This is a genomic window from Desulfovibrio sp., from assembly GCF_009712225.1.
In the GTDB taxonomy this organism is placed as follows: domain Bacteria; phylum Desulfobacterota; class Desulfovibrionia; order Desulfovibrionales; family Desulfovibrionaceae; genus Desulfovibrio.
Window position 1 is genome coordinate 19,203 of the sequence record NZ_WASP01000007.1, and the last position, 16,725, is coordinate 35,927.

General features: G+C 60.3%; 14 protein-coding genes. 13 read left to right on the forward strand and 1 reads right to left on the reverse strand.

Translation table 11 applies throughout. The features are described 5' to 3' along the window. Positions 1 to 140 precede the first annotated feature (140 nt). Positions 141 to 2,474: a heavy metal translocating P-type ATPase gene (locus F8N36_RS09800; RefSeq protein WP_291332628.1), complete on the reverse strand. Its 2,334-nt coding sequence runs from the start codon at positions 2,472 to 2,474 to the stop codon at positions 141 to 143. 79 nt (positions 2,475 to 2,553) lie between these two features. Here F8N36_RS09800 and F8N36_RS09805 point away from each other — a divergent pair, with 79 nt between their 5' ends. From F8N36_RS09805 to F8N36_RS09865, 13 genes are all read left to right on the forward strand, one after another. Next, positions 2,554 to 2,751, forward strand: coding sequence for a heavy-metal-associated domain-containing protein (locus F8N36_RS09805; protein ID WP_291332629.1), 198 nt, complete (start codon positions 2,554 to 2,556; stop codon positions 2,749 to 2,751). A 267-nt stretch (positions 2,752 to 3,018) separates the two neighbouring features. Beyond that, positions 3,019 to 4,581, forward strand: a complete 1,563-nt coding sequence (locus F8N36_RS09810; RefSeq protein ID WP_291332630.1) for a M99 family carboxypeptidase catalytic domain-containing protein — start codon at positions 3,019 to 3,021, stop codon at positions 4,579 to 4,581. A 7-nt stretch (positions 4,582 to 4,588) separates the two neighbouring features. Beyond that, complete coding sequence (locus tag F8N36_RS09815) at positions 4,589 to 5,584, forward strand: NAD(P)H-dependent glycerol-3-phosphate dehydrogenase (protein ID WP_291332631.1); 996 nt, start codon at positions 4,589 to 4,591, stop codon at positions 5,582 to 5,584. Between the two features lie 769 nt (positions 5,585 to 6,353). Beyond that, positions 6,354 to 10,070: a proton-conducting transporter membrane subunit gene (locus F8N36_RS09820; protein WP_291332632.1), complete on the forward strand. Its 3,717-nt coding sequence runs from the start codon at positions 6,354 to 6,356 to the stop codon at positions 10,068 to 10,070. Further along, entirely contained in the window at positions 10,070 to 11,041 is a 972-nt protein-coding gene (locus F8N36_RS09825) for a complex I subunit 1 family protein (RefSeq protein WP_291332633.1), read from the forward strand. Before F8N36_RS09820 ends, F8N36_RS09825 begins: the two co-directional genes overlap by 1 nt. Positions 11,042 to 11,066: 25 nt before the next feature. Continuing rightward, a complete protein-coding gene (gene nuoB, locus F8N36_RS09830) occupies positions 11,067 to 11,501 on the forward strand; it encodes an NADH-quinone oxidoreductase subunit NuoB (RefSeq protein WP_291332749.1) in 435 nt (144 codons plus the stop codon). 1 nt (position 11,502) lies between these two features. Continuing rightward, on the forward strand, positions 11,503 to 12,081 hold the full coding sequence (locus F8N36_RS09835; protein ID WP_291332634.1) for a 4Fe-4S dicluster domain-containing protein: 579 nt from the start codon (positions 11,503 to 11,505) through the stop codon (positions 12,079 to 12,081). Positions 12,082 to 12,104: 23 nt separating this feature from the next. Beyond that, a complete protein-coding gene (locus F8N36_RS09840; protein ID WP_291332635.1) occupies positions 12,105 to 12,641 on the forward strand; it encodes an NADH-quinone oxidoreductase subunit C in 537 nt (178 codons plus the stop codon). Continuing rightward, a complete protein-coding gene (locus tag F8N36_RS09845) occupies positions 12,638 to 13,720 on the forward strand; it encodes a nickel-dependent hydrogenase large subunit (RefSeq protein WP_291332636.1) in 1,083 nt (360 codons plus the stop codon). The genes F8N36_RS09840 and F8N36_RS09845 overlap by 4 nt, the downstream gene beginning before the upstream one ends. Positions 13,721 to 13,743: 23 nt before the next feature. After that, positions 13,744 to 14,127, forward strand: a complete 384-nt coding sequence (locus F8N36_RS09850) for a hydrogenase maturation nickel metallochaperone HypA (RefSeq protein ID WP_291332637.1) — start codon at positions 13,744 to 13,746, stop codon at positions 14,125 to 14,127. After that, the gene (locus F8N36_RS09855) at positions 14,120 to 15,058 is read left to right on the forward strand and encodes a 4Fe-4S dicluster domain-containing protein (protein ID WP_291332638.1); all 939 of its coding nucleotides are present in this window, start codon (positions 14,120 to 14,122) and stop codon (positions 15,056 to 15,058) included. Before F8N36_RS09850 ends, F8N36_RS09855 begins: the two co-directional genes overlap by 8 nt. 359 nt (positions 15,059 to 15,417) lie before the next feature. Then, the gene (locus F8N36_RS09860; RefSeq protein WP_291332639.1) at positions 15,418 to 16,104 is read left to right on the forward strand and encodes a Crp/Fnr family transcriptional regulator; all 687 of its coding nucleotides are present in this window, start codon (positions 15,418 to 15,420) and stop codon (positions 16,102 to 16,104) included. A gap of 6 nt (positions 16,105 to 16,110) precedes the next feature. Further along, complete coding sequence (locus F8N36_RS09865) at positions 16,111 to 16,695, forward strand: flavodoxin family protein (protein WP_291332640.1); 585 nt, start codon at positions 16,111 to 16,113, stop codon at positions 16,693 to 16,695. Positions 16,696 to 16,725 lie beyond the last annotated feature (30 nt).

The window sequence follows — 16,725 nt, forward strand, 5'->3', positions numbered from 1 at the left end:
CCTTCCCCCCCGCCGGGGGGGGCCACTTCCTTTTTTAGTTTTCACGGCCCTGCCAGTTTACCCTGCGGCCCCACAAAGGCAGGAGGCACGCGGAAGCCGTCAGGGACTACAACTCGTTCCCCAGCCTGTTGCGGGCCTGTTTATTTGATATTGAAAAACCGCAACCGCAAGGCATTGGTCACAACAGAAACGGACGAAAGCGCCATGGCCGTGCCAGCCAGCATGGGCGAAAGCATGGGGCCGCCAAAAACATGCAGCAACCCGGCAGCCACCGGCAAACCGAGCACGTTGTAGCCAAATGCCCAAAACAGGTTCTGGCGGATGTTGCGCATGGTTGCTCGCGAAAGGGCCAGCGCCGTAAGCACGGCCTCCATACCGTCGCGCATCAGCACAATATCGCCCGCTTCGGCGCTCACATCCACGCCCGTTCCCACTGCCATGCCCACATGGGCGGCTGCCAGCGCCGGAGCATCGTTGATGCCGTCGCCCACCATGCCCACCACGTGGCCTTCTTCCTGAAGCCGTCGCACATAGGCGGCCTTGTCTGCGGGCAGTAGACCTGCGGCAATTTCGTCTACACCAGCCAGCTGGGCCACGGCCTTTGCCGTGCGCTCGTTATCGCCCGTTAGCATGACCACACGCACACCCATGCCGCGCAGCCGGCTGACCACAGAGGCCGATTCAGGCCGCAGGGCATCTGCCAGCGCCAGAATACCCGCCAGTCGCGTGCTACCCTGCTGTTCCACAGCCAACAACAGGGGGGTCTGGCCTTCCTGCGCCAGCTGGACCAGTTTGCCCTGTGTTTCTTCTGGCACTGCAAGCCCGCGCTCGGTCATAAAGGCCGGGTTGCCAACAGCAATGCCCACGGGGCCGCCATCTACAACAACCTGGCCGGAAATACCCATGCCGGGGGCCACCTGCACATCTTCCACGGGCAGTAGGGGCAGGCCGCGCTCCCTGGCCGCCCCCACAAGGGCGAGGGCAAGGGGATGTTCCGAGCGCGCCTCCAGCGAGGCCGCCATGCCCAGCAGCGTGTTTTCGTCCATGCCTGCGGGACTCTCCAGCAGGGTCACGCCCGTAAGCACGGGCTTGCCCGTGGTGAGAGTGCCGGTCTTGTCCACAGCCAGTACGCTGATGTGCCCGGCCTGTTCAAGGGCCGCGCCGTTTTTGATCAGCACGCCGAGCTGCGCGCCCCGCCCAGTGCCCACCATGATGGACATGGGCGTGGCAAGGCCCATGGCGCAAGGGCAGGCCATAACCAGCACGGCCACAAACACCGTAAACGCCGTGGTTATGGGCTCTGCGCTGAACACAAGCCACGCGAGGCCCGCCACCAGGGCGAGAACCATAACCGTGGGTACAAAGTAAAAACTCACCCTGTCTGCAAGCCGCGCAATGGGAGCCTTGCTGCCCTGCGCCTCGCGCACCAGCCGGATTATACGTGCAAGCCGTGTGTTGCCGCCCACGGCCTCGGCCACAAAGGTGAGGGAGCCCTCGCCGTTGACGCTGCCAGCGGCCAGCTTGTCGCCCGGCCCCACGGGTACGGGTATGGATTCCCCCGTAAGCAGCGAAAGATCCACGGCGCTCTTGCCGGTCAGCACTGCACCGTCCACCGGTACGCGGCCACCGGGCCTGAGCAGCAAGTGGTCGCCAACGCGCACCTGATCAAGGGCAATCTGTTCCGGGGCCGCAGCCGGGTCTTCCGCACTGAGGCGCAGCGCGTGCTCTGGCGTGAGGCTCATGAGCGCGCCCATGGCATCGCCAGCACGGCGTTTGGCCACGGCTTCCAGAAACTGCCCAAGCTCGATCATGGTCAGCAGCACAGCGCACGACTCATAATAAAGGTTCATGGCTCGGGTCATGGGCTCGCTGCCTGCAAGACCCAGCAGTGTGTTGCCAAGGCTGAACAGAAAGGCCGCGCCAGTGCCCACCGCCACCAGGCTGTCCATGGCCGGAGCCTTGCGCAACAGTGCGGCGATGCCATCCACATAAAAATGACGCCCCAGCCACACCACCGGCAGGGTCAGCACCAGCTGGGCCAGCATGAAGGCATTTGGTGAAAGATGCGGGTCAATTGCCCGCGGCAGAGGCAGCCCCAACATGTGCCCCATGGAAATGACCAGCAGGGGTACGGCAAATGCCGCCATGGGCAGCAGACGGCGCAGGCGGGCGTGGATATCTGCCGCCGCCCTGGCCTTGTTTTCTTCAAACTGGCGGGCGGCATCATCGCTGGCCGCAGGAGTGGCGGTGAACCCCAGGGCGGCGACGCGCTCCATTATCTGTTGTTGCAGTTCTGCTCCGTCACCCTGGCCCGGCCAGACTTCCGCACTGGCAGCCGCCAGATTGACGCTGATTTTTTCCACTCCTTCCATGCGGCCCACCACCCGCTCGATACGCGAGGAGCAGGCGGCGCAATGCATGCCGCCAATGTCAAAACGCAGGGGGCATGCGGATTTTTCTGTATCGGTATTCATGGGCTCTCCACTTGTCTTTCGGTGTGGCCGGGCGTAGTGTGTAGATGAAAATGAAAACGCTTTCCTGATGGAGGATACGATGAAAAGTCTGAAAGTCAATGGCATGCGCTGCGGTCACTGCAAGGCGGCGGTTGAAGAAGCGGCGGCCAAGATTGCGGGCGTTGCCAATCCGCAGGTGAGCCTTGAAGACAAGGAACTGCGCTTTGAAGAAACCGCACCGGTGGACATGCAGGCCCTGAAAACGGCCATAAGCAACATCGGTTTTGACCCGGAATAACCCCAAGGGTTCATACACAGCCTGTTTAAAAATCAGGGGGCGCTGCCAGCATGCCAGATGCGCGTGCGGCAACGCCCCCTGACTATTATTGAAGGGGCACCCCATCCGCCGCAGACAACCCAGGCCAGAGCAGGAGCGCTGCAGGAGCCAGCCGGATACTTCCGCTTTACGTCCCGTACCTTGCCGTTTTCGGCCAAATGGCGTAGTAACGGGCAGGTAATCATTGCCATACATCCCTCGCACCCTCACCGCAACGGCACCACAGGCATGCAAACACATCCCACCAGAGTAACAGATATTTTTTGCGCGGGCCGCTGGATTTTCCTGCTGTGCTGTCTGCTGACCGCTACGCCTGCCGTGGCGGCTCCCGGCGTTTTTTCGCTGGATTTTACCACCATACGGCTTGGGGATGATGCGCAGGGCTCCATAACCACAAGCGGAGAGGCAGCCACGGTTGTGCAGCCAGTGCACACCAGCGACGCCAGCCCGACTGCTGATATCCTGCTGACTGCGGCTGCCAGCAATCCGGTCTCTCCGGTGGTGCTCGTGGTGGGCGGCATTCAGGGTGACGAGCCGGGCGGATTTTCTGCTGCTACCCTGCTGACCACGCACTACACCATTCAAAAGGGTGTGCTGTGGGTTGTGCCCAACCTCAACTTTCCCAGCATTATCAAGCGCTCGCGCGGCCTGCACGGCGATATGAACCGCAAGTTTGCCAAGCTCGACAACAGCGACCCCGAATTTGGCACGGTACGCCGCATTCAGGAGCTTATCAGTCATCCCCGTGTGAACCTTGTGCTCAACTTGCACGACGGCAGCGGTTATTACCGGCAGTCGTACGAAGACAAACTGCGCAATCCCAACCGATGGGGGCAGTCTGTCATCATAGATCAGGAATCCCTTTCCGGGGCATTTATGGGTTCGCTGGGCGACGAAGCCCGACAGGCAGCCGAATCAGCCAACAGCAGGCTTCTCTCACCGCAGCACACTCTGCACGTGCACAATACCAAAACAGCCGAAGGCGACCACGAAATGGACAGAAGCCTTTCATACTTTGCCGTGAGGCAGGGCAAGGCGGCTTTTGGGCTTGAAGCCAGCAAGGAATTTTCTGTTGAAGTGCGCGCCTACTATCACCTGCTGATGGTTGAATCGTTCCTGACGCAGGCGGGTGTGACCTTTACGCGAAATTTTGAAATGAACCCCGATGGCATACGCGAGGCATTGCTGGACAACCTGGGTGTTTCGTTTGCCGACAACAAGATATTCCTGCCGCTTGAAGATGTACGCCCGGCCATTAATCTGCTGCCCCTCTCAAAAGACGCACCAGCCCAGGCTGTGACCTCAAAACCCATCATGGCCGTGCTGCCCTGCGCCAAGGGTGAGGAAGGCCAGTACTGCGTACACTACGGCAACCGCATGATTACGCTCATCCGCCCCGACTGGCGCGAGATGGACCACAGCATCACGGGCATGCGCGTGCTTGCAGATGGCCGCGAGGCCCAGGCCGAGTTCGGTCAGGTGGTGGAGGTGTCCAAAAGTCTTGTGGTACAGCCCGCGCACGGTTACAGGGTCAACGCCATCGGCTACGACAGCGGCCGCAAGGATGAAAGCGGCGAAACCATGACCCTCAAGGACTTTCAGACGCGCTTTTCTGTTGACCGCCAGGGCAGGCTCTACCGCGTGGAGGTCTACAAGGACCAGCGCTTCAGCGGCATGTTTCTGGTACGATTTGTTTCTGGCGCAAGCCGCATGACTCGCAACGACCCTCTGCCCAAGTCTCAGGACAGGCTGCCCGACAGGCCAGGTCAGGAATCAACATTGGGGTTCTGAACCAATCATGTCCAATCCCACCATCTGCGTTGCGGGCGGCGGTAGCTGGGGCACAGCCCTGGCCCACCTGCTGGCCGCCAACGGTTACGATACGTCTCTCTGGCTGCGTGACGCTGCCGTTGCCGAAGCTGTAAACAGCCGCCACGAAAACCCGCGCTACCTGCCGGGCTTTGCCCTGCACCCCAACCTGGCCGCTACCACGGCCCCCACGGTTCTGGGCAGGGAGATTGTGGTGCTGGCCGTGCCGTGCCAGCAGCTGCGCGGCTGGCTTGCGGCCAATGCAGTGCACTTTTGCAGCAATGCCGTGCTTGTCAACGCCGCCAAGGGCATTGAGACAGCCAACCTTGTCACCTGTGCCGAGATTGCCCAGCAATCTCTCGCCCATCTGCACCCCCGATATGCGGTTCTCTCCGGCCCATCCTTTGCTGCAGACGTGCTGCGGGGCCTGCCTACGGCAGTGGTGCTTGCCTCGGCGGACGAAGCCCTTGGACATACCCTGCGTCAGATATTTTCCAGCTCCAGCTTTCGCTGCTATTCCAGCACCGACGTGATGGGCGTTGAAATGGGCGGCGCCGTCAAAAACGTCATGGCCATTGCCGCAGGCGTATGCGATGGGCTTGGCCTTGGGCACAACAGCCGTGCGGCCCTCATAACCCGTGGCCTTGCAGAAATGAGCCGCCTTGGCGTGGCGCGCGGCGCACAGCCGCACACATTCATGGGCCTCTCCGGCCTGGGCGACCTTACCTTGACCTGCACCGGCGACCTCTCGCGCAACCGGCAGGTTGGGCTGCGACTTGGCCGGGGTGAAAAGCTCGATCAGATCACCGCAAGCCTCGGCATGGTGGCAGAAGGGGTAAAGACCACCGCGGCAATCTACGATCTTGCCCGCTGCCTGCACGTGGACGCCCCCCTTACGGAAGCCGTGCACAGCATACTGTACCGCAACTGCGACCCGCTGGAAGTGCTGCACAATCTCATGTCGCGCCGCCTGCGCGACGAGTAGCATCACCAGCCCTTCATCAGTGCTCCACCTATCCTTACAACACGCCTGCACCTATCGTGACAGCACGTTACGTCTGCGTAATGCAGCCGCACAACCATCTGGACAGTCAGGATAATTCCGGGCTGTTTCCGGGCGGGTCGACCTCCTTTTTTCCCTCTTTTCTGATCGCTCAAAAAAAATTCTCACTTTTTTTCCGGCCCCAATTTTTTTTGGCGCGAGCCATCTGACCTCTGCCACACTGGTAAAATAAATCACAAAAAAGCGCGCAGCACGCAATGACTTTGCCAGAAATATCAGCGCATATTTCACACGTTTTTCTATTTATTGCTACTGCGAAATTTGCACGATTTAGCTCATATTCCGATAGTTCAAAAAATCACATTTTAACATGTCGTTGTCATTGAATTTCACAACGTTGCACAATGCATTAGCGATTTTTTGCACAATTTGATTGTGTAAACAGTTAAATGAGAACTAACATACCGATTTCACAGCCTCCCAAAATCGCGCAAAACACACAGCCGTTATTTCACCTATTCACTTTTTACCCGTTTTGATACCAAATTTTGCAATCTACCTGATCTTTTTAAAAGAGTTGTTGCTTGCAACGCTTTGCAAAGTGGGCTAAGGCAAAAAAACTCTTTAAAAGTATTTTTTCACGACATGGTATGGTGGTGATACCATCACACCATTTAGGGAATGCGGCCCGGACTTGACCGGGCTGATCCGCCGGGTTCATCCGAGAGACCCGCAAACCACGGGGCAAACTATGACGGAATCACTGTTTTCGGCTGGCGGCTTTCTTGTGCCGCTTCTCGTGGGCATGGCCCTTATGCTGTACGGCGCGGCCAAATCCGTGCAACAGCGCAACAATCCCCGCAGCCTGATCCTATGGGGTTCGCTGCACGACGCAGGCATCTTCTGTCTGGGTCTGGGAGCCAGTGGCGGCATCAACAGTACGGGCCTGTGGCTCTTCGTACTGTTCCAGGCAGCTGCTCGGCTGCTGGCCTGGGCTGCCCTGACGCGGCTTACCCCCCCGGCGCTTGGCGCGCCGGTACAGCTGCAGGATCTTTGCGCTACCGCTAAGCGTCAACCCTGGACCGCCGCCTGTTTCGGGCTGGGCATGCTGGCCGCAGTGGGCGGCTCGCCATTCCTGGTGCCTGAAGCGCGCATGTTCATCAGTGCAGGCGTACTGGGCAGCATGCCCGGCGCCATGGCTGCTCTGCTGTGTATGGCTCTGGCCACCACAGTGCTTATCTGGCTGCATGTGGAAGCCGTGCGCATCGCCGTGCTCGACACCACTGCAGACGAAGGTTCCAGCAGCTCCTGGGCGGCGCCTGCGGGCAACGTCTTCCTGATGCTGGGTCTTGCTGCGGTTGTGGCCCTGCTGGGCGTGTTCCGCGGCCCGATCACCGGCATGCTGGCTTCTGCCTATAATGTGGCTGTGCCGCATTCGGCAGCACACCCTGCATACTGGTGTTACTACCTTGGCGCCTTCGCCACCGGTGCTGCCTTTCTGGTAAAGTTTGACCGCGCTCCCCTTGTGGGCGTGGCCTCTGCCGCACTGGCGCTCTTTGCCACACTGGCAGCCGAGGCAGCCCCCACCGCCAAGCTCTTCCTGATCATGGTCAGCGTTGTGGCTCTGGTGGTCAGCGTGTACTCGCTGAGCTACATCCATGAACGGCATGGCCGCTACTGGTTCTTCCTGCTGCTTACCTTCGCCTCGCTGGCGGGCATCGTTTCTTCCAGCGATTCGGCGAACATGTACGGCTACTGGGAACTCATGACCTTCGCCTCCTACTTCCTGGTGGTGCATGAGAACAACCGCAGCGCCTACGACGCCGGTCTCAAATATTATGTAATGTGCGCGGGCGGCGCGCTGTTCATGCTGCCCGGCCTGTTGCTGCTGGGCGATCCCACGCTTTCGTCCGGTCTGGTTCAGGGCGCATTTGTGCTTTGCCTTGCTGGCTTTGCCGTCAAGATGGGCCTTGTGCCCCTGCACTCCTGGCTGCCTGACGCCCACCCCGCAGCGCCTTCTTCCGTGTCTGGTCCCCTTTCGGGTATCATCACCAAGATGGGCGTGTTCGGCATAGTTGTGGTGCTGCTCATGCGGCCCATGATCGTGGGCATGCCCGGCCTGTTCGGCCTTTCGTGGCTGGGCACGGGCCTGGTTGCCATGGGCGCGGCCACCCTTGTGTATGGTGAAGTCATGGCCCTGCGCCAGGATGACATCAAACGCATGCTGGCCTACTCGACCCTTGGTCAGATTGGCGAAATCGCCCTGGTGCTCGGCATTGGCACATGGCTCTCGACCACGGGTGCCCTGTGGCACATGCTCAACCACGCCATCATGAAAGACCTGCTCTTCCTTGGTGCAGGCGCTCTCATCATGCGTGCGGGCAGCCGCAAGCTTGCCGACCTGCGCGGCCTTGGCCGCCAGATGCCCGTTACCGTTGCCTGCATGGGCATCGGCCTTGTGAGCATCATGGGTCTGCCGCCCTTTGGCGCTTTCTACAGCAAGTTCATGATGATCCAGGCGGCCACAGCCGCTGGGCACATCTGGCTGGCGGCCCTGATTCTGGGCGGCTCGCTGGTGGGACTGATCTACTATACGCGCATTCTTAAAACCCTGGTGTTCGAAGAACGCCCCGCAGACCTGCCCGCCGTCACCGAGGTGCCGCGCAGCATGCAGATCGGCCTGGCTGTTCTGGCCGCAATTTGCGTCATCATGGGCCTTGCCCCGCAACTTGCCATGAACCTTGTGGTTCCTGTGGCCTCCATGTGCTTCACGCCCAACCTCACCGACCCCGACGTGCTGGTCGCCATGAATGTTTCGTGGCCCATCTTTGTGGTTGTGCCGGTGTTTGGCGCGCTGATCCCGGCCATGTTCTACCGCGATCGCAAGAAGGCCGGCTGGGCCAGCGTGGGTGTGCTGCTGTTCACCGCACTGTTGGTTGTGCTGTTTGGCCGCGGTCTTGATACGCTTTCATTCTGCTTTGCCCTGGTTGTTCCCGTGCTGGGTGCGGTCAACATGGCCTACGCCCTTGGCTACATGGAACACAGCCATCGCCAGTGGCGCTTCTACTGCGCCTTTACCGCCATGTGCGGCGGTCTCATCGGCATGGCAGCCAGTCAGTACATGCTGAGCTTCTTCCTGTTCTGGGAAATCATGAGCTCGTGGACGCTGTACCTGGCCATTGCCCACGAAGGCGACAAGGACTCGCTGCGCGAAGCCTTCAAGTACTTTATCTTCAACGTGTTTGGCGCTGGATTCATCTTCCTGGGCATGTGTCTGGTTGGGCCTTTCACGCCCTTCAACGCCACCCTGCTCACCGGTGCGGCCCCCTACATGCCCCACGGCGCTGCTTGGCTTGGCATGGCCCTGCTGGCCGCCGGCTTCCTGATGAAGGCGGCGCAGCTGCCCTTCCGCATTGACTGGCAGATGCACCCGGCGCTGGCTCCCACGCCTGTTTCCGGTTACATCTCGTCCGTGCTGCTTAAGAGCGCCATTCTCGGCCTCATCAAGCTGTTCATGCTCATGGGCGGCGGCTTTATGCTGGCTGGCGTGCTGGGCGGCATGGAGCAGAACATCATCAGCACCATCGCCATGTGGGTTGGCGGCATCACCATTATCATGGCTGCCTTGCAGGCCCTGCGCACCAACGTCATCAAGCTTGTGTTCATCTACTCTACGGTGAGCCAGCTGGGTTACATGGTGCTGGCGGTTGCCGCTGGCGGCGCACTGGGGTACGCGGGCGGCATGCTGCACGTGATCAACCACGTGTTCTTCAAAGACCTGCTCTTCCTTGTGTGCGGCGCAGTCATGTTTGCCACCCACAGGGAAACCCTTGACGACCTCGGCGGCATTGGCCGCCAGATGCCCTTTACCCTTGCCATGTTCGCCATTGCCGGTCTTTCGGTGGTGGGCGTGCCGCCTACCAGCGGTTTCTCGTCCAAATGGCTGATCTACCATGCCCTCATGGAAGCGGGCCAGCCCTTCCTTGCCCTGCTCTCCCTGATCGGCAGCGTGCTGACCATGGCCTACATTGCCAAGTTCCTGCATGCGGCCTTCCTGGGCCAGCCCTCACCCAACCTGCACGATGTGCATGAGGCCCCGCTGATCATGCGCGCGCCCATGGGCATATTGGCTGCCGGTTGCGTGATCACGGGCGTGTTCCCCGGTCTGGCTCTTGGCCCCATCAACAACGTGCTGGCCGAGTACGGCTTTATGCCCCTCAATGTGGGCCTGTCCGGTGTGCTTTCCGGCCCCGGCGCATGGAACGCCACTGGCATGTTTGTGATGATGGCCCTCGCCTTTGCTGGTGGACGCTGGTTTGTGCTGCGCTTTACCCGCCTGCGCGAAATCGACGTCCACACCTGCGGCCTGCCGGTTGAAACATCCACCAGCCGCATGAAGCCCTCCAGCATTTACGGGGACATCCTCCGCCTTATGGGCGGTGAAAAGACCGCCAAGGAGAACCGCTGATGAGCGATACCCTGCTTGCCATACTGCATATGTGCATCTTCCCCGGCGGGGCATTTGCCCTACTGGTGGCCATGTTCTTCAAAGGACTTGACCGCCGGGTCGAGGCGCGGCTGCAGCGCCGCGTCGGCCCCCCGCTGATCCAGCCCTGGCTTGATATTGCCAAGCTGCTGACCAAGGAAACCCTGATCCCCAAAACCGCTGTCCGCTCGGTCTTTTTGATGGCCCCGGTATTCGGTTTTACGGGCATGGCCGTGTGCGCGGCCTTTATACCGATTCCCGGCGTGTTCAACGGCCTGTTCAACATGGGCGACCTGCTGGTGATCTTCTACCTATTGCCCATCCCGGCTATGGCCATCATGCTGGGTGGCTCGGCCTCCAGCTCGCCTTACGGCGCTGTGGGCTTCTCGCGCGAAATGATGCTGATGCTGGCTTACGAGACTCCTCTGCTCATGATTCTGCTTGCGGTTGCCATGCTGACAGGCAAGATTCTGACCGGCGGAGCATGGGGCGCGGAATTTTCGCTGCTCAAGATCGTTGCCATGCAGCAGCAGGTGGGTTCGTTTGGGTTCAACCCCACCATGATCCCCGCCTTCCTGGCGTACCTGATCTTCTTGCCCGGAACCATGGGCGTTGTGCCCTTTGATATTCCTGAGGCAGAAACCGAACTTATCGAAGGCCCTCTGCTGGAATACGGCGGCCCCCTGCTGGCCATGTTCCAGATCACTTCCGCGCTCAAGACCTTCGTTGTTCTGGGCCTGGGGGTTGCGCTTTTCTTCCCCGGCACCATATCTGATATATGGCTGGTGAATCTGGTTTGGTTCCTGCTCAAGTGCCTTGCGCTCATGCTGGTGTCGCTTACCCTGGTCAAATCGGCCACCGGGCGCTTCCGCATTGATCAGGCGTTCCGCTTTTACATAACGGTGCCCACGGCGCTTGCGCTGTGCAGCCTGATACTGGTCTGGGTGATGTAAGGAGGCCGACGTGTCGCTGGATAACATGCTTAAAAAACTCTCCGTGCGGTCGCCGTGGCTTTTCCGCATCAACGCTGGATCGTGCAACGGTTGCGACGTGGAACTGGCCACTACCGCCTGCATTCCGCGCTATGACGTGGAACGTCTGGGTTGCCGCTACTGCGGCAGCCCCCGCCATGCCGACATTGTGCTTGTCACCGGCCCCCTGACCACCAGGGTGCGTGACCGTGTGCTCAAGGTGTGGAATGAAATTCCCGAACCCAAGGTAACCGTGGCTGTGGGCATCTGCCCCATCTCGGGCGGCGTGTTCCGCGAGGGCTATTCCATCGAAGGCCCCCTCGACCGCTACATTCCCGTAGATGTCAATGTGCCCGGCTGCCCGCCCCGCCCCCAGGCCATTCTTGAGGCTGTGGTGCTTGCGCGGTCCATATGGATGAAAAAACTGGGCTTGGAGGAGTGATATGGCGGGCTTCCTGAAAGTACTGTTCCGCAATTTGCTGGAAGGTCCGAGCACCGATCCCTTCCCGCTGGGTGAAACCTTCACCCCCGACCGGCTTCGCGGCAAGGCTGTTGTTGATCCTGAACTGTGCATGGGCTGCGGCATCTGCCGTCACTCGTGCGCTGCCGGGGCCATCAACATCTCGCCCCTGCCCGACCGCAAGGGTTTTACCATCACCATCTGGCAAAACTCGTGCTGCCTGTGTGCCTCGTGCCGCCATTACTGCCCCACCGGCGCAATGAGCATCACCACTGACTGGCACACCGCGCACACTGAAGCTGACAAGTTTAACCGCATCGAACAGCAGACCGTGCACTACGTGCCCTGCGACGGTTGCGGCGAGCTCATGCGGCCCCTGCCCAAAAAGCTGGCCGACAAGCTCTATGCCTATAATAATGAAATCGACAGGGACCTGACGCGCAGGCTCTGCCCCAAGTGCCGGCAGATTGAAGACGGCAAGCGCAATGCCTGTGCCCTGCCCTCCGCCACTGGCGAATCGGCGGCGAGCAGCGTTACTTCTGCCGCTCCCACAAAGGATTAGCGGATCATACCCGCGGAGAACATATGCAAGAGACAATCAACGGCAACGCCAAAGTCATTGAGGGGCTCTCGGCCCTGTGCACCGAAGACGACGCCGTACATCACAGCGCCGACAGCTTCGGCAATGCCTTCCACTGGTTCAGGCTCGGTACGCCGCGCATGCTTCAGGAAGCCGCCGCCATCATGCGTGATGCCAACGCCCGCCTGTGCATGACCACGGCCTACAACCGCCGCCAGCTCAGCGAGCCCATGCAGGAAGTCTGCTACCATTTCGAGCTTGATGGCGTGGTTTACAACATGACTGTTACCCTTAACGGCGAGTGGCCCACCGTGCCCTCCATCACCCCGCTTTTTGCCAACGCTGACTGGCATGAGCGCGAAATGATGGAACTTTACGGCATTCAGGTTACCGGTCACCCCAATCCCACCCGCCTGTTTCTTGATGAAGAGCTTGACGCAGGCATTCTCAACGAGGCCGTGCCCCTGTCCATCATGATGAACGGGGCCTGCACCACCGACCTCTGGGAACGCATTCTCAATGACAAGGAGCGCCGCTCATGAGCAACACCTTCACCATGCCTCTGGGCCCCGTACACGTGGCCCTCGAGGAACCGGTATATTTCCACCTCACGGTGGATGGTGAAACCGTTCGCAACGTTGAGCTCACCTCTGGGCACGTGCACCGTGGCATGGAAGCCATGGCCACCCAGCGCAACCTTGTCAAGAACGTAACCCTGACCGAGCGCGTGTGTTCGCTGTGTTCCAACAGCCACTCCTTCACCTACAGTATGGTGGTGGAAAACGTGCTTGGCATCACCATTCCCGAGCGCGCCTGCTACCTGCGCGTGGTGGCCGAAGAAATCAAGCGTATTGCCTCGCACCTTTTCAACACTGCCATTCAGGCGCATATCATCGGCTTCAAGTCGCTGTTCATGCACGTAATGGAAGTGCGTGAAATGATGCAGGATCTCAAAGAAACCGTTTACGGCAACCGTATGAACCTGGCGGCCAACTGCATCGGCGGCGTAAAGTACAACGTTACCCCCGAACTGCTGGACTACATGCTCAAGACGCTGGCCAAGGTTGAACCGCACGTGGACGAAATCCGCGAGATTTACGCCACCAACGGCATGGTTCTGGGCCGCACCAAGGGCCTTGGCCTGCTGCCCAAGGAAGACGCCCTGCACCTCGGCGTGGTGGGCCCCGTGGCCCGTGGCTCCGGCGTTGCCATTGACGTGCGCAAAGACTCGCCCTACGCCGCCTACGGCAAGCTGGACTTCAAGTCCATCACCGAGACCGGCTGCTGCGTCAATTCGCGCACCATGGTGCGGCTGCACGAGATTTTTGAATCGTTCAGCCTCATCCGCCAGTGCATCGAAAGGATGCCCGAAGGCGAGGTTACGACCCCCATGCGCCAGATCCGTACTGCTGAGGCCTGCGCACGCACCGAAGCACCGCGTGGCGAAGTGTTTTACTACATCCGCACCAACGGCACGGATATGCCCTCGCGTCTTAAGTGGCGCGTGCCTTCCTACATGAACTGGAAGGCTCTGGGTGTCATGATGCGTGACTGCAAAGTGGCCGATGTGGCTCTGATTACCAACAGCATCGACCCCTGCGTTTCCTGCACCGAACGCTAGGCAGGAAGGCTCCGGGTTTACCTATGCACGAGGCAACGCTGGTTCAGGGACTGCTGGACATGGCCATCAAGGCTGTGAAAGAGCACAATGCGACCAATCCGGAATCACCGGTTACCCGCATTGCAGAATTCCAGTGCGAACTGGGCCTGCTTGCCTGTGTAGAAGCGCAAACCCTCACCGCCTGCTTTGAACTGCTGGCGGAAGGAACCTTGGCGGAGGGCGCGAAGCTCACTTTGACCACCGCGCCCCTGGCCTGCAGCTGTCATCAGTGCGGGCATGAATTCAGCCTGACGCAACGGCATTTCGTCTGCCCAAGTTGCGGCGGCGAAAACATCCACTTCAACGGGGGCCATGGGATGACTCTTATGGCCCTGCACGTTGCATCCGAGGAAACGGACCATGACTGAACATATCCAGGTCGTACCCGACAAATGCCGCGCCTGCCGCCGCTGTGAAGTGGCCTGCATTGCTGCCCACCACGGCATGAGCTTTAAAGAGGCCATGAAACACCGCGATGAACTGGTTTCGCGCGTACAGGTTGTTAAGGCCGAAGGCTTTAAAACCACCGTGCGTTGCCACCAGTGCGACCACGCACCCTGCGCCAATGTGTGCCCCACCGGCGCGCTGCAGCAGGATGCCGATGGCCGCATCATCATGCGCGTGCAATACTGCGTAGCCTGTAAGATGTGCATCGCCGCATGCCCTTACGGAACAATCACCCTTGAAACCATCGGTATGCCCTCCGTGGACGGCGAAGACGGCGAAACCCTCGCCCAGCGCGCCCGCCGCGAGGTTGCCGTGCGTTGCGACATGTGCCGCGCCTGGCGCATGGAAAACGGCAAGCGCATCACCGCCTGCATGGAAGCCTGCCCGGCCCACGCCCTTTCGCTGGTGCTGGCCGACGGCTCTGTGGTGCAGGCCCCCGCGCCTGAGAAGAAGCCCGCCGCTGAAGGCGACACCGCAAAGCCTGCCACCCCTGTGGCCGAGCCCGGCCCCCGCGCGTCTGTGACGGCTGCCGCCAACGCTGCCGAAGCCCCCAAGGCCGAGGTTGCCGCACCGGTTGCTGAAGCTCCCGCTGCCCCGATGGTGGAAGCTCCTGTCGTAGCGGCCCCCGCTGCACCGGTTGCTGAAGAGCCAAAGGCCGAGCCCGTGGTGGAAGCCGCCCCGGTGGTGGAAGAAGCTCCAGCTGCTCCGGTGGCCGAGGCTGCTCCCGAAGCCCCTGCTGAAGCCGCCCCGGTGGAAACTCCGGCAGAAGCTCCTGTCGCTCCCAAGGTGGCTGCTCCCAAGGCAGCAGCCAAGAGCAGTAAAAAGTCCGCCAAAAAGGGCGGCAAGAAGTAACCACTTCTGACATAGAACCATTCAGGCCCCGGCGGGCGCAGGCACATGCCTGCATCTGCCGGGGCCTTGCTATTTGTGCGCAACAACCTGAGAATATCGGTTCACCGCACATATTCCCTTCACAAATCCAGCTTCATTATTAAAAGTTTTTGAATAACATTCTTTTTTGTGACCGACGTCACAGAACAATTCAATTATTTCTGGTGTACAGCACTTGTGCACAGGCTGACATGCACCGGGAGCAATCCCGCCACAGGCAGAACCTGGAACACCCATGAGGGAGCAGCCAGCCACAGCTGGCCCCCACAGCACATTCAAATCCGCCCCGCATATAGCGGCGGCCAGAATGGGGAAAAGCGATGGATAACGGCGACCTGCAAACCATCTACGCTGCGTTGCAAGCGGGCCCCTTTGCGGCCATGTCTGAAGCTGAACGGCAGAAGCTCGCGCAACACGCGCGCTTGCAGCCCTTCAGCCTTGGCACCACCCTCTTCAGGGAGGGCGAAGCCACCACAGACCCCATGCTGCTGCTTTCCGGTATGGTCAAATTGTGCCGCCATTCTGCTCAGGGCAAGGAATGCGTGCTGCATCTGGTGAGGCCTGGCAGGCTGCTGGATGCTGGTGTGCTGTTTTACGAAGAAGGCCTGCCCGTAAGCGCCATTGGAGTGCAGGCGGGCACGGTGCTGCGCATCGACCGCAAGGCCCTGCTTGAATCCCTGCGCAATGAGGGTGCGCTAAGCCTTGCACTGCTCAATGCCATGAGCCTGCGTCAGCGCCTGTTCATCAACAAGATTGCCGGATCACAGGGCCGTATATCCGTATCTGGTCGTGTGGCTGCATGGCTGCTGCACCGGGCCAAGATGGAAAAAAGCGCCACTTTGAGCATGGGCGTCACACAGGAAACACTGGCCCGCCAGATGGGCATCAGCCGCGAGAGCCTGAGCCGCGAGCTCAGCGCACTGGCGTCGGCAGGGCTTATCGACCGTGACCGTCGCCGGGTAACATTGCTCGATGCCGATGCTCTGCGCGAAAGGGCCGAGGCTTAGAATTTCATGAAAGCTTGCATTGTCTATTCATCATGCACCGGCAATACCCGCAAGGTTGCCGAGGCTCTGGCCGATACTTCGGGCGTTCCGTGCTTTGCCGTGCGCCATGCTCCCAATCCCGACGATTATGATCTGCTGGCTCTGGGCTTCTGGGTACGCAAAGGGCTGCCCGACGCGCGCGCCCAGCGCTATATGGCCAGCGTGACCGGCAAGCAGGTTTTCTTTTTTGGCACCTTGGGCGCATGGCCGCATTCGGAACACGCCCGCCGCTGCGTGGCTGCCACCTACGAGCTGCTGCAGGCTGGCGGCAACACGGTGGTGGATGGCTTTTTGTGCCAGGGCAGGATAAACCCACAGGTCATAGCCGCAACACAACGCAAGGGCGGCCACACCATGACCGCTGAACGTCGCGCGCGCCAGCTCGAAGCCGAGCGGCATCCCGATGCAGCAGACCTCGCGTCGGCCCGTCTGCACTGGCAGCGCTGCCTGCAGAAATGCGCGGCTGCCAGCGCCCACATGGATTCCACCTCTTGTTTTGCCACAGGCATTGTGCCCACGCCGCAATCAATCGGCAACAATTCTGCGCTGTAACCAGCCAGCACACAGCCTCAGGAGCCGCTC

Excerpts from the sequence above, each read along its gene's own strand:
- F8N36_RS09845 (WP_291332636.1), top strand. The coding sequence starts at position 12,638 with ATGAGCAACACCTTCACCATGCCTCTGGGCCCCGTACACGTGGCCCTC.
- F8N36_RS09850 (WP_291332637.1), top strand. The coding sequence starts at position 13,744 with ATGCACGAGGCAACGCTGGTTCAGGGACTGCTGGACATGGCCATCAAG.
- F8N36_RS09840 (WP_291332635.1), top strand. The coding sequence starts at position 12,105 with ATGCAAGAGACAATCAACGGCAACGCCAAAGTCATTGAGGGGCTCTCG.
- F8N36_RS09800 (WP_291332628.1), bottom strand. The coding sequence starts at position 2,474 with ATGAATACCGATACAGAAAAATCCGCATGCCCCCTGCGTTTTGACATT.
- F8N36_RS09855 (WP_291332638.1), top strand. The coding sequence starts at position 14,120 with ATGACTGAACATATCCAGGTCGTACCCGACAAATGCCGCGCCTGCCGC.
- nuoB (WP_291332749.1), top strand. The coding sequence starts at position 11,067 with ATGCTTAAAAAACTCTCCGTGCGGTCGCCGTGGCTTTTCCGCATCAAC.
- F8N36_RS09810 (WP_291332630.1), top strand. The coding sequence starts at position 3,019 with ATGCAAACACATCCCACCAGAGTAACAGATATTTTTTGCGCGGGCCGC.
- F8N36_RS09865 (WP_291332640.1), top strand. The coding sequence starts at position 16,111 with ATGAAAGCTTGCATTGTCTATTCATCATGCACCGGCAATACCCGCAAG.
- F8N36_RS09820 (WP_291332632.1), top strand. The coding sequence starts at position 6,354 with ATGACGGAATCACTGTTTTCGGCTGGCGGCTTTCTTGTGCCGCTTCTC.
- F8N36_RS09860 (WP_291332639.1), top strand. The coding sequence starts at position 15,418 with ATGGATAACGGCGACCTGCAAACCATCTACGCTGCGTTGCAAGCGGGC.
- F8N36_RS09815 (WP_291332631.1), top strand. The coding sequence starts at position 4,589 with ATGTCCAATCCCACCATCTGCGTTGCGGGCGGCGGTAGCTGGGGCACA.
- F8N36_RS09835 (WP_291332634.1), top strand. The coding sequence starts at position 11,503 with ATGGCGGGCTTCCTGAAAGTACTGTTCCGCAATTTGCTGGAAGGTCCG.
- F8N36_RS09805 (WP_291332629.1), top strand. The coding sequence starts at position 2,554 with ATGAAAAGTCTGAAAGTCAATGGCATGCGCTGCGGTCACTGCAAGGCG.
- F8N36_RS09825 (WP_291332633.1), top strand. The coding sequence starts at position 10,070 with ATGAGCGATACCCTGCTTGCCATACTGCATATGTGCATCTTCCCCGGC.